Source organism: Pseudarthrobacter sp. GQ63 (genome assembly GCF_059758765.1).
Window position 1 is genome coordinate 305,590 of sequence record NZ_JCAXEF010000001.1, and the last position, 12,859, is coordinate 318,448.

Here is a 12,859-nt window from a genome sequence, read left to right on the forward strand (position 1 = left end):
ATGGCAAAAGACGTGAAGATCGAGCAGCTCTGGATCCCTGACTCGCTCGAGGCGCCGGACGCTGCGGACTTCCTGGCTGCCGTCGAAGTGGGACGCAAAGTCCGCATGCAGACCTGGGGCAGCGACGACCTCGCCTACGGCCCCCTGGAAAAGCTCCTTGAGTTCGCCGATCCCTATGAGCGGCAACTGATCCTCGTCGCCAAGGTGGACGGTGAGATCGTGGGCACCGTTGACATTGCCCTTCCCCTCACGGACAACCTGGACCTGGCGGAGTTCACCCTGGACATCCTGCCCGAGTTCCAGCGCCAGGGCGTCGGGAGGAGGCTGCTCCAGGCCGCCGAGCAGCTGGCCCGCAATGAAGGCCGCACCATGATCCTGGTGGACACCAACCATCCGGGGGCGTCCCTGCACGAATTCGAACGTGCCCAGCTGGTCCCCGGATCGGGTCAGGGCTTCGTGCCGCTGGAGAGCCGCGAGGTGGAGTTCGCCCAACGCACCGGATACACCCTGCAGCACATTGAGCAGTTCAGTTCGTGCCTGCTGCCGCTGGACTCGAAGCTGGTAGCGGACCTGCAGGCCGAAGCGGAGGACGCCAACAACGGACGGTACCGGCTGCATCATTGGACGGACCGGTGCCCGGACCGCTGGCTGGAGGCCGTCGCCGTCCTCGAAAACCAGGCCGGGGCCGACGTCGATCCCTCGCTGCAGGTGCCAGTGGAGCAGGACATGGTGTTCGACGGCGCCATCCTCCGGGAGGCCGAAGACGTTGCCATTGCGCAGGGCCGGCGTACGGTGGTCACCGCCGTCGAGCACCTCGCCAGCGGGGCCCTGGTGGGCCTGACCACCATCACGGTGCTGGCCCACCGCGCGGACGTGGTTTTCCAGGACGATACCCTCGTCCTGCAGGAGCACCGCGGGAACAAGCTGGGACTCCTGATCAAGGTGGCGAACATGGAGCGGCTGACGGAGCAGTTTCCTGATGCCCGGGTCATCTACACCTGGAACGCGCCGGAAAACCGTTACCTCCTGACCGTCAATCAGCAACTGGGATTCCGGACCGCGGGCGTGACGGGAATCTGGCAGAAGGAGCTTCCGCACCTTCGCACCAGCAACAGCTGACTGCCGATTTGGCGGAGCGGCGGGCCCTCCCTTAGACTGGGATGACCAAAGACCGTCGGTTGTTGGAAATCCACTCCCCTGAGCATGGCTCAACTCTGCAGTTCTGCGCGGGGGATAGAAGTGGTTTTCCGGACGAAGGACCCTCAACGCAGGGCGGCCGGCGCAGGTGAACGAAGCAAAGCTCCACGGAATACCTGTGTTGAGCCAAGCCCCGTGCATCTGCGCGGGGCGTTTTTAGTTTTAGCTCATCCGAGCGGGGACCGTCGAATACCGGCACTATCCCCGGAAGGAGGGTTATGGCAACGCCTACCAAGGTTTCAGCAGTAGCTGAGATCACTAACGATTTCAAGGAATCGAACGCCGCTGTCCTGACCGAATACCGTGGGCTCACCGTTGCACAGCTCAAGCAGCTGCGTGTTTCTCTCGGCCAGGACACCAAGTTCACGGTCGTCAAGAACACCCTGACCGCCATTGCAGCCAAGGAAGCCGGTGTCGAAGCATTCGACGGCCAGCTTGCCGGCCCCACTGCAATCGCGTTCATCAAGGGTGACGCAGTTGCCGCTGCCAAGAGCCTGACGGATTTTGCCAAGACCAACAAGCAGCTGGTCATCAAGACCGGTTACTTCGAGGGCAAGGCACTGAACGCCAGCGAGGTTGCCGCACTGGCAGCTCTCGAGTCCCGCGAGCTGCAGCTCGCCAAGGTTGCAGGCGTCCTCAAGGCCCCTGCTGCCGCCGCTGCACGCATCATTGACGCTCTGCGCCTCAAGCTTGAAGAAGAGAACGGTGCACCGGCAGCTGCCGAGGCGCCCGCCGCTGAAGAAGCTCCCGCCGCAGAAGCAGAGGCTCCTGCAGCCGAAGCTCCCGCAGCTGAAGAGAACTAACTCTCTTTACCTCACAAGACTCCGGTGTGAAGCACGGCCGCGTGCCGCTGAACACCACAACAGGAAGGACGCCTACCATGGCGAAGCTCACCAACGAAGAGCTCATTGAAGCTTTCAAGGAACTGACCATCATCGAGCTCTCCGAGTTCGTCAAGCTCTTCGAAGAGACCTTCGAAGTTACCGCTGCTGCTGTTGCTGTTGCTGGCCCCGCCGGCGCTGCTGCTGAAGAGGTTGAAGAGAAGACTGACTTCGACGTCGTCCTCGAAGCTGCCGGCGACAAGAAGATCGCAGTGATCAAGGAAGTTCGCGCCATCACTTCCCTGGGCCTCAAGGAAGCCAAGGACCTGGTTGACAGCGCTCCCAAGGCTGTCCTCGAAGGTGCAACCAAGGAAGCTGCCGAGAAGGCCAAGGAGCAGCTCGAGGCTGCAGGCGCAACCGTTACCCTCAAGTAGTAACGCGCCTTTTCCTCAGGAAGCCCCGTCCACGTTTGTGGGCGGGGCTTCCTGCTTTAAAGCGGGTTAAGCGGGATCGGAGATATCCGCTACAACAGCGTCCAGGGCAGCGGTCAGGGCGTCCGCGTCCACGAAGGCGCTGTAGCCGTGGGCGCCCGCGCCCATCGAAATCCGGCGCCCGGTGATAGTGGCGTCCGCGTAAACCGGCCAGCTGGTGGTGCTGCCCAGCGGCGTAATGGTGCCGCGCTCATACCCCGTCGCCTCCAGGGCCATGTCCGCGGGAGGCAGCGACAGCTTGTTGACACCCACCAAGGTTCGCAGTTTGGGCCACGAGATCTGGCGGTCGCCGGGGATCAGCGCAAACAGGAAAGTACCGTCCTTGTGCTTGACCACCAGCGACTTGACGATGTCCGCGGGGCTGATTCCCAGAATGCCGGCCGCCTCTTCGAGGCTCCTGGCGGCCGGCCGTTCCACGATGTCCACCGCCAGCCCGCGGGCGGAGGCGTCGGCCAGGAACCGTCCGTGTCCGGCGCCGTCCGCCCCGCTCAAAACCGGGCCCGCCATCAGTCGCGGTAGAGCAGGAGCGCTTCGCCCTGCCCGCCGCCGCCGCACAGGGACACGGCGGCTTTACCCGTTCCGCGGCGCTTCAGCTCATGCGCAGCATGGACGGCCAGCCGTGCGCCCGAGGCGCCGATGGGGTGGCCCAGCGCAATGGCACCGCCGTGGATGTTGCACTTCTCGAGCGGGTAGTCCAGGTCCTTGAGCGACTGGACGGCCACGGATCCGAAGGCTTCATTGATCTCAATGAAGTCCAGTTCGGCTGTGGTCCAGCCTGCCCGTCCCAGGGCATCCCGGATGGCATTGGACGGCTGTGAGTGCAACGAGTTGTCCGGTCCGGCAACCTGCCCGGGTTTTCCGACGACGGCCAGATATTCCAGGCCGTGTTCCTCGGCATAGCCGCGGGAGGCCAGCACCAGGGCTGCGGCCCCGTCCGAGAGGGGAGAGGAGTTCCCTGCGGTGATGGTCCCGTCCGTCACGAAAGCTGCGCGCAGCCCGGCGAGCGAATCCACGGAGGTGTTGGGGCGGACGCCCTCGTCAACGGAGACCACGAGTGGATCGCCCTTGCGCTGCTTGATGCTGACCGGGACGATTTCGTCGTCGAACGTTCCATTCTTGGCGGCCAGGGCAGCTCGCTGGTGGGACTGGGCGGCCACGTTGTCCTGCGATGTGCGGTCAATGCCCAGGGCCAGGTTGCGGGTCTCGGTGGACAGGCCCATGGACTGCCCGTCGAAAGCGTCCGTCAGGCCATCGTGCGCGGCGGCGTCCAGGGCCTGGATTGAACCGTAGGTCCAGCCCTGCCGCGAGCCGGGCAGCAGGTGCGGGGCCCGGGTCATGGATTCCTGGCCGCCGGCCACCACCACTGCCGCCTCGCCGCAGCGGATCATCCGGGCGGCGTCGATCACCGCAGTGAGTCCTGACAGGCAAACTTTGTTGATGGTCACGGCAGGGACGTCCCAGCCGATGCCGGCACCGATTGAACTTTGTCGGGCGGGGTTCTGGCCGGCACCGGCCTGCAGCACCTGGCCCATGATGACGGCTTCCACGTCGCCGGCATCCACGCCACTGGCGTCCAGGGCGGCCTTGATGGCGCGGGAACCCAATTCCACGGCGGTGAAGCTTGCCAGCTGCCCATTGATCCGGCCCTGCGGGGTGCGCGCTGCTGCGAGGATGACAACGTCAGTGTTGTCACGGGAGTTGCCCATGGTTATCTCTTCCGATCCGTTTTCCGGTGTAAGCCACCAAGGCTATCGTGACCCTGGTCACCTAAGTATTCAAACGCCCGGAGCCGCATGTGCATTCCGCCCCGGCGCAGCGCGCTGCGGGCACAAGTCCGCTTCGGCTTCCCGGCAGGGGAGAGGTCCCCATCCCCTGGACGTGCACGACGGCGGCGGCGTGCGTAGGGTGGACTGCGGACAGTTATGCAGGGGGAACAGCGGGTCCTGCCCCGGGGAAGGTTGGAGCAGCAGCGTGAAAAGACTATTCGCCACGGCGGCAGCCGCCGCCCTCGCGGCGCTCACCGCCTGCTCCGTATCTTTGCCCGACCAGGAGGCCTCGTCCGCGCCCCCATCCCAGCCGGAGCCAGGCCCCACCCGCACCAGTGGCGCCGTCGGCGGCAGTGCCGGGACGCCGTCGTCGTCCCCTGCAAGTGGCACCAAGGCGGCGTGCGAGCTTTTCAACTCCCTCTTTGAACGCTACGCGGCTGTTCCTTCCGGAGATTCCGGGGGCTACGAGGACATCTACCTGCAGGCTGAAGAGGCAAAGGGCACGGTGTCCGGCGACCTTCGCGGCCTGTTCGCATCACTGAGCCTGCTGGCTATTGACCGTTCGGGTGCCGCCGGATCCGCGAGTGGGCCGGCGCAGGAGTCGGAAGACGCTGTCCGGGACGCCGTCTTTGCCAACGCCGGGACCTGCACGGACGCCGGGGTCACGCTGCGGCTGTAGTCCCGAAGAAGCGCGAAAACCGGTGCTTGCATTCCGGCCGGACATGGGGTAGACATGTAGGTTATTTTGCCGTATCGTAGATATTTGCGTCTTCCCTGTTTACCTTCAGCCTTCATATAGCGGTGGGCTTTGCCTAGCAGCTGACAATCAACGTGCCGTCAACCACGTCACAGCATGGTCAGCGCGGGCCCCGGGTCATATAGCGGAACCGGATGGTAGCACTGCGGAGCATTCCGCAGGGTGCACAGCGGGGGAGATCTGAAAACGCCTGAAGGTCTGTGGAAGGATCCCTCTTGGTCGCCTCGAGCACCTCTAATAACGAAACCGCTAACACTGCCGACAGCACTGATGGTGCCACTCGCCGGCTCTCATTCGCAAAGATTCACGAACCTCTTGACGTTCCGAATCTGCTTGCCCTGCAGACGGACAGCTTTGACTGGCTGGTCGGCAACGAACGCTGGCAGGCACGCGTAGCGAAGGCTGTCGAAGAAAACGATCTCAGCGTCGCCACCACGTCCGGCCTGTCGGACATCTTCGAAGAGATCTCCCCGATCGAGGACTTCCAGGGCACCATGTCCCTGAGCTTCTCCGATCCGGAGTTCGCTGACCCCAAGTACACCATGGCCGAGTGCAAGGACCGGGACGCTACGTACTCCGCTCCGCTGTACGTCAAGGCCGAGTTCATGAACAACAACACGGGCGAAATCAAGCAGCAGACCGTGTTCATGGGCGACTTCCCGCTGATGACCGAGAAGGGCACCTTCGTGGTCAACGGCACGGAGCGTGTCGTCGTCTCCCAGCTGGTCCGTTCCCCGGGCGCCTACTTTGAGCGTGCCGCCGACAAGACCAGCGACAAGGACATCTTCACCGCGAAGATCATCCCGTCCCGCGGCGCCTGGTTCGAGCTCGAAATCGACAAGCGCGACCAGGTCGGCGTTCGCCTCGACCGCAAGCGCAAGCAGTCCGTCACGGTCCTGCTGAAGGCCCTCGGCTGGACCGAAGGCCAGATCCTCGAAGAGTTCGGCCAGTACGACTCCATGCGCGCAACGCTGGAGAAGGACGCCACCGAGACCCGCGAAGACGCGTTGCTGGACATCTACCGGAAGCTGCGACCGGGCGAGCCGCCCACCGTCGAGGCTGCCCAGTCCCTGCTGGACAACCTGTACTTCAACTCCAAGCGCTACGATCTGGCCAAGGTTGGCCGCTACAAGATCAACCGCAAGCTTGGCATCGACCGCTCCCTTGGCGACAAGGAAGCCTCGGTCCTGCACGTTGAAGACATCGTTGCCATGATCAAGTTCCTCGTTGCGCTGCACGCCGGCGAGAAGACCATCAAGGGCACCCGTGACGGCCAGGAAGTGGACCTGCGCGTCGAAATCGACGACATCGACCACTTCGGCAACCGCCGCATCCGCGCCGTCGGCGAGCTCATCGAGAACCAGGTCCGCACCGGCCTGTCCCGCATGGAGCGCGTTGTCCGCGAGCGTATGACCACCCAGGACGTCGAGGCCATCACGCCGCAGACCCTGATCAACATCCGCCCCGTGGTTGCGGCCATCAAGGAGTTCTTCGGAACCTCCCAGCTGTCCCAGTTCATGGACCAGAACAACCCGCTCTCGGGTTTGACCCACAAGCGCCGCTTGTCGGCCCTTGGCCCGGGTGGTCTGTCCCGTGACCGCGCCGGCATGGAAGTCCGTGACGTGCACCCGTCCCACTACGGACGTATGTGCCCCATCGAAACCCCTGAAGGCCCGAACATTGGCCTGATCGGTTCGCTGGCATCCTACGGGCGCATCAACCCGTTCGGCTTCATTGAGACGCCGTACCGCCTGGTCAAGAACGGCGTCGTTTCCGACGACGTCCAGTACCTGACGGCCGACGACGAGGCTGAAGTCCTGATCGCCCAGGCCAACGCGCCGCTGGACGAGAACAAGAAGTTCGCCGAAGAGACCGTCCTGGTCCGTGCCCGCGGTGGTGGAGGCGAGCCCGTCCTCGTTCCCGCCGAGGACGTCGAGTTCATGGACGTTTCCCCGCGCCAGATGGTGTCCGTGGCTACCGCCCTGATCCCGTTCCTGGAGCACGACGACGCAAACCGCGCACTCATGGGTGCCAACATGCAGCGCCAGGCCGTGCCGCTGGTCCGTTCCGAGGCCCCCTTCGTGGGTACCGGCATGGAGCGCGCCGCAGCCGTCGACGCCGGTGACGTTGTCATCGCCAAGAAGGCCGGTGTGGTCACCGAGGTTTCAGCCGAGCTCGTCATCATGCTCAACGACGACGGCACGGAGACCAACTACCGCATCAACAAGTTCGCCCGCTCCAACCAGGGCAACTGCTACAACCACCGCGTCCTGGTGAACGAAGGCCAGCGCCTGGAAGTTGGCGGCATCATCGCCGACGGCCCGGCAACGGACCAGGGCGAGCTCGCCCTCGGCAAGAACCTGCTCGTGGCATTCATGTCATGGGAAGGCCACAACTTCGAGGACGCCATCATCCTCTCGCAGCGCATTGTTGCCGAGGACGTTCTTTCCTCCATCCACATCGAGGAGCACGAGATCGATGCCCGCGACACCAAGCTTGGTGCCGAGGAAATCACCCGTGACATCCCCAACGTGTCCGAGGAAGTCCTGGCAGGCCTGGACGAGCGCGGCATCATCCACATCGGCGCCGAGGTTGAAGCAGGGGACATCCTGGTCGGAAAGGTCACCCCGAAGGGTGAAACCGAGCTGACCCCGGAAGAGCGCCTGCTGCGCGCCATCTTCGGTGAGAAGTCCCGCGAAGTCCGCGACACCTCCCTGAAGGTTCCCCACGGCGAGTCCGGCACCGTCATCGGCGTGCGCGTCTTCGACCGCGACAACGACGACGAGCTGCCCCCGGGCGTGAACCAGCTGGTCCGCGTCTACGTCGCTGCCAAGCGCAAGATCACCGACGGCGACAAGCTCGCCGGCCGCCACGGCAACAAGGGTGTTATCTCGAAGATCCTCCCCGTTGAGGACATGCCCTTCCTTGCCGACGGCACCCCCGTTGATATCGTCCTGAACCCGCTGGGTGTCCCGGGCCGTATGAACGTGGGCCAGGTGCTCGAAACGCACCTCGGCTGGGTTGCCAAGACCGGCTGGAAGATCGAAGGCGAGCCCGAGTGGGTCAAGCAGCTGCCGAACCTGCCGCGCGAAAGTGGCCAGACCACTGTTGCAACGCCGGTGTTCGATGGTGCCCGCGAAGAGGAAATCACGGGCCTGCTGGACTCCACCAACGTGACCCGCGACGGCGAACGCCTGATCAACTCCTCCGGCAAGACCCGCCTGTTCGACGGCCGTTCCGGCGAGCCGTTCCCGGATCCGATCTCGGTCGGCTACATGTACATCCTGAAGCTCCACCACCTGGTGGACGACAAGATCCACGCGCGCTCCACCGGCCCGTACTCCATGATCACGCAGCAGCCGCTGGGTGGTAAGGCACAGTTCGGTGGCCAGCGCTTCGGTGAAATGGAAGTGTGGGCGCTCGAAGCCTACGGCGCCGCCTACACGCTCCAGGAACTCCTCACCATCAAGTCTGATGACATCCATGGCCGCGTGAAGGTTTACGAAGCCATCGTCAAGGGCGAGAACATCCCCGAGCCGGGCGTTCCCGAGTCCTTCAAGGTCTTGATCAAGGAAATGCAGTCGCTGTGCCTGAACGTGGAAGTTCTTTCCACGGACGGAACCACAATTGAAATGCGTGACTCTGATGACGCAGTCTTCACGGCTGCGGAGGAACTGGGCATCGATCTGTCTCGTGCAGAGCCCAGTTCTGTAGAAGAGGTCTAGCAGGCGGGCGTACCGGGAAAAGCGGCGCCACCCGCGCTGTCTTATTCCGGTACGCTCCCTCCCTCATTCCGCACCCAAGACTTCAGAATTTAGAGAACAAGAGAGAACAGGGACCATATGTCCAGCGAATCCTCCTTCGGCCTCATGCAGATCGGCCTCGCCACCGCGGAAGACATCCGCGGCTGGTCTTACGGCGAGGTTAAGAAGCCGGAAACCATCAACTACCGCACGCTCAAGCCCGAGAAGGACGGACTCTTCTGCGAGAAGATCTTCGGCCCGTCCCGGGACTGGGAATGCTACTGCGGCAAGTACAAGCGCGTGCGCTTCAAGGGCATCATTTGTGAGCGTTGTGGCGTTGAGGTCACCCGCGCAAAGGTCCGCCGTGAGCGCATGGGCCACATCGAACTGGCCGCTCCCGTCACGCACATCTGGTACTTCAAGGGTGTTCCCTCACGCCTGGGCTACCTCCTTGACCTGGCACCGAAGGACCTCGAAAAGGTCATCTACTTCGCTGCCTACATGATCACCAGCGTTGACGAAGCCGCCCGCCACGAGGAACTGCCCAACCTGCAGGTTGAGCACGACATCGAGAAGAAGCAGCTGATCGACAACCGCGACTCCGACATCGCGGCGATCGCCCGCGACCTCGAAGGCGAGATTGCCCGCCTTGAGGGTGAAGGTGCAAAGGCTGCCGACAAGAAGAAGGCCCGCGACTCCGCCGACCGCCAGATGGCCAACGTGCGTAAGCGCGCCGACGCCGACATCGAGCGCCTCGAGCAGGTCTGGGACCGCTTCAAGAACCTGAAGGTCGCCGACCTCGAAGGTGACGAAGGACTGTACCGCGAGCTGCGCGACCGCTACGGCATGTACTTCGAAGGCTCCATGGGCGCCGAAGCAATCAAGAAGCGCCTTGAAAGCTTCGACATGCAGGCCGAGTCCGACCTGCTGCGCGACATCATCGCCAACGGCAAGGGCCAGCGCAAAACCCGTGCCCTCAAGCGCCTGAAGGTGGTCAACGCGTTCCTGACCACCAACAACAGCCCGCTTGGCATGGTCCTCGACGCCGTCCCGGTGATCCCGCCGGAACTGCGCCCCATGGTCCAGCTGGACGGTGGCCGCTTCGCGACCTCCGACCTCAACGACCTGTACCGCCGCGTGATCAACCGCAACAACCGCCTCAAGCGCCTGCTTGACCTGGGTGCTCCGGAGATTATCGTCAACAACGAGAAGCGCATGCTTCAGGAAGCTGTTGACAGCCTCTTCGACAACGGCCGCCGCGGCCGTCCGGTCACCGGACCGGGCAACCGTCCGCTGAAGTCCCTGAGCGACATGCTCAAGGGCAAGCAGGGCCGTTTCCGCCAGAACCTCCTCGGCAAGCGCGTCGACTACTCCGGCCGTTCGGTCATCGTCGTCGGCCCGCAGCTGAAGCTGCACCAGTGCGGCCTGCCCAAGCAGATGGCCCTGGAGCTCTTCAAGCCGTTCGTGATGAAGCGCCTGGTTGACCTCAACCACGCCCAGAACATCAAGTCGGCCAAGCGCATGGTGGAGCGCTACCGTCCGCAGGTCTGGGACGTGCTGGAAGAGATCATCACCGAACACCCGGTGCTGCTCAACCGTGCACCTACCCTGCACCGCCTCGGTATCCAGGCGTTCGAGCCGCAGCTTGTTGAAGGCAAGGCCATCCAGCTCCACCCGCTGGTTTGTGGCGCCTTCAACGCCGACTTCGACGGCGACCAGATGGCAGTCCACCTGCCGTTGAGCCCCGAAGCCCAGGCTGAAGCCCGCATCCTGATGCTGTCCTCCAACAACATCCTGAAGCCCTCCGACGGACGTCCGGTCACCCTGCCCTCGCAGGATATGATCATCGGCCTTTACCACCTGACCACCAAGCGCAAGGGTTCGGCTGGCGAAGGCCGTATCTTCGGCTCGGTTTCGGAAGCCATCATGGCGTTCGATGCCCGCGAGCTGCACCTGAACTCGCAGGTCAAGATCCGCCTTGAAGGCTTCGTGCCCTACGCAGGATGGGAAGCTCCGGAAGGCTGGGAGCAGGGTCAGCCCGCACTCGTCCAGACCTCCCTGGGCCAGGTCCTCTTCAACGAGACCCTGCCCGAGGACTACCCCTGGGTGGAAGCCGTTGCCGACAAGGGCGAACTGTCCCGAATCGTCAACGACCTCGCCGAGCGCTACCCGAAGGTGGTCACCGCGGCAACGCTGGACAACCTGAAGGATGCCGGTTTCTACTGGGCCACGCGTTCAGGCGTCACCGTCGCCATCTCGGACATCGAGGTTCCGGCTGCGAAGCCGGCGATCCTCGCCGGTTACGAGGAGCGGGCCGCCAAGATCCAGGGCCAGTACGACAAGGGCCTGATCGACGACGACGAGCGTCGCCAGGAACTCATCGAGATCTGGAACAAGGCAACCAACGAGATCGCCCAGGCAATGCGCGACAGCCTGTCACCGATGAACACCATCAACCGCATGGTGTCCTCCGGTGCACGTGGTAACTGGATGCAGGTCCGCCAGATCGCGGGTATCCGTGGCCTGGTGGCCAACCCGAAGGGTGAAATTATTCCCCGTCCCATCAAGTCCTCCTACCGCGAGGGCCTGTCGGTTCTGGAATACTTCATCGCCACGCACGGTGCCCGTAAGGGCCTGGCTGACACCGCACTGCGTACCGCCAACTCGGGTTACCTGACCCGTCGCCTGGTCGACGTCTCCCAGGATGTCATCGTCCGCGAAGAGGACTGCGGCACCGAGCGTGGCCTGGTCACGCCCATCGCCGTCGCCGATTCCAACGGTGAGCTTGTCCTGGACGAGAACGTCGAGAACAGTGCATACGCACGTACGCTCGCCGTCGACGTCGTGGACTCCGAGGGCAAGGTCCTCGCAGCCGCCGGCACCGACTGCGGTGACGTGGTGATCGATGAGCTGTTCAAGGCAGGCATCACCGAGGTCAAGGTCCGCTCCGTACTCACCTGTGAGTCCAGCGTCGGAACCTGCGCACTGTGCTACGGCCGTTCGCTGGCCACCGGCAAGACCGTGGACATCGGCGAGGCCGTCGGCATTATCGCCGCACAGTCCATCGGTGAGCCCGGTACCCAGCTGACCATGCGTACGTTCCACACCGGTGGTGCTGTTTCCGCCAGCGGTGGCGACGACATCACCCAGGGTCTGCCCCGTATCCAGGAGCTCTTCGAAGCCCGTACTCCGAAGGGTGTCGCACCGATTGCTGAAGCAGCCGGCCGCATCACCATCGAAGAGTCCGAGCGCCAGATGCGCCTGGTCATCACCCCCGATGACGGAACCGAAGAGATCGCCTACCCGGTCCTGCGCCGTTCACGACTGCTGATCGAGGATGGCGACCACGTCACCGTCGGCCAGAAGCTGATCAACGGTCCGGTGGATCCCAAGCAGGTCCTGCGCATCATGGGTCCGCGTGCGGCACAGAAGTTCCTGGTGGACGAAGTCCAGGGCGTGTACCGCAGCCAGGGCATCGGTATCCACGACAAGCACGTCGAGGTTATCGTCCGCCAGATGCTGCGCCGCGTCACGGTCATCGAGTCCGGCGAATCGGACCTGCTGCCCGGCGAGCTCGCCGAGCGCAGCCGTTTCGAGGATGCCAACCGCCGCGTTGTGTCCGAAGGCAAGACTCCGGCTTCCGGACGTCCCGAGCTCATGGGCATCACCAAGGCGTCCCTGGCAACCGAGTCCTGGCTGTCCGCAGCTTCCTTCCAGGAGACCACCCGCGTCCTGACGCAGGCGGCCATGGAAGGCAAGAGCGACCCGCTGCTCGGCCTCAAGGAGAACGTCATCATCGGTAAGCTGATCCCGGCCGGCACGGGCCTCCCGCGCTACACCGAGGTCACCGTCGAGCCCACTGAGGAAGCAAAGGCCAACCTGTTCACCGGCCCCAACGCGTTCAGTGACTTCTCGTACGACACCCTGGGTGGGGACGGAGCTCCCGAGTTCCACGCCATCCCGCTGGATGACTACGACCTGGGCAACGACTTCCGCTAAAACCGGAAACGCCTGACGCAAGGATGGTCCTTCACCGCAAGGTGGGGGACCATCCCCGTTTAACACCGCCGATTAAGGGGTAGGG

The 12,859-nt window shown here is 63.8% G+C and carries 8 protein-coding genes; 6 read left to right on the top strand and 2 right to left on the bottom strand.

Annotated elements, in window-relative coordinates; translation table 11 throughout:
• The 3 genes from AC6CHP_RS01520 to rplL all read left to right on the top strand — a co-directional run bounded on the left by AC6CHP_RS01520 (position 1) and on the right by rplL (position 2,452).
• Entirely contained in the window at positions 1-1,119 is a 1,119-nt protein-coding gene (locus AC6CHP_RS01520) for a GNAT family N-acetyltransferase (RefSeq protein ID WP_104184343.1), read from the top strand.
• Positions 1,120-1,415: 296 nt separating this feature from the next.
• Positions 1,416-2,000, top strand: coding sequence for a 50S ribosomal protein L10 (rplJ, locus tag AC6CHP_RS01525; RefSeq protein ID WP_104184342.1), 585 nt, complete (start codon positions 1,416-1,418; stop codon positions 1,998-2,000).
• 77 nt (positions 2,001-2,077) lie between these two features.
• Complete coding sequence (rplL, locus tag AC6CHP_RS01530; RefSeq protein WP_066277893.1) at positions 2,078-2,452, top strand: 50S ribosomal protein L7/L12; 375 nt, start codon at positions 2,078-2,080, stop codon at positions 2,450-2,452.
• Positions 2,453-2,518: 66 nt separating this feature from the next.
• Here rplL and AC6CHP_RS01535 read toward each other — a convergent pair whose 3' ends face one another.
• Complete coding sequence (locus AC6CHP_RS01535) at positions 2,519-3,016, bottom strand: aminoacyl-tRNA deacylase (protein WP_190609663.1); 498 nt, start codon at positions 3,014-3,016, stop codon at positions 2,519-2,521.
• Positions 3,016-4,215 carry an acetyl-CoA C-acetyltransferase gene (locus AC6CHP_RS01540; protein ID WP_427117843.1) on the bottom strand — a complete coding sequence of 400 codons (1,200 nt, stop codon included), beginning with the start codon at positions 4,213-4,215 and terminating at the stop codon, positions 3,016-3,018. Before AC6CHP_RS01540 ends, AC6CHP_RS01535 begins: the two co-directional genes overlap by 1 nt.
• Positions 4,216-4,480: 265 nt before the next feature.
• Between AC6CHP_RS01540 and AC6CHP_RS01545 the strand changes: the two genes are divergently transcribed.
• From AC6CHP_RS01545 to AC6CHP_RS01555, 3 genes are all read left to right on the top strand, one after another.
• Positions 4,481-4,954, top strand: a complete 474-nt coding sequence (locus AC6CHP_RS01545; protein ID WP_427117842.1) for a hypothetical protein — start codon at positions 4,481-4,483, stop codon at positions 4,952-4,954.
• Between the two features lie 293 nt (positions 4,955-5,247).
• Entirely contained in the window at positions 5,248-8,757 is a 3,510-nt protein-coding gene (gene rpoB, locus AC6CHP_RS01550; protein ID WP_079596667.1) for a DNA-directed RNA polymerase subunit beta, read from the top strand.
• Between the two features lie 117 nt (positions 8,758-8,874).
• Complete coding sequence (locus AC6CHP_RS01555; protein WP_498227940.1) at positions 8,875-12,774, top strand: DNA-directed RNA polymerase subunit beta'; 3,900 nt, start codon at positions 8,875-8,877, stop codon at positions 12,772-12,774.
• Positions 12,775-12,859 lie beyond the last annotated feature (85 nt).

Bases quoted from the DNA above. Each gene is read 5' to 3' on its own strand.
- AC6CHP_RS01520 (WP_104184343.1), top strand. From the start codon at position 1: ATGGCAAAAGACGTGAAGATCGAGCAGCTCTGGATCCCTGACTCGCTC.
- rplJ (WP_104184342.1), top strand. From the start codon at position 1,416: ATGGCAACGCCTACCAAGGTTTCAGCAGTAGCTGAGATCACTAACGAT.
- rplL (WP_066277893.1), top strand. From the start codon at position 2,078: ATGGCGAAGCTCACCAACGAAGAGCTCATTGAAGCTTTCAAGGAACTG.
- AC6CHP_RS01535 (WP_190609663.1), bottom strand. From the start codon at position 3,016: ATGGCGGGCCCGGTTTTGAGCGGGGCGGACGGCGCCGGACACGGACGG.
- AC6CHP_RS01540 (WP_427117843.1), bottom strand. From the start codon at position 4,215: ATGGGCAACTCCCGTGACAACACTGACGTTGTCATCCTCGCAGCAGCG.
- AC6CHP_RS01555 (WP_498227940.1), top strand. From the start codon at position 8,875: ATGTCCAGCGAATCCTCCTTCGGCCTCATGCAGATCGGCCTCGCCACC.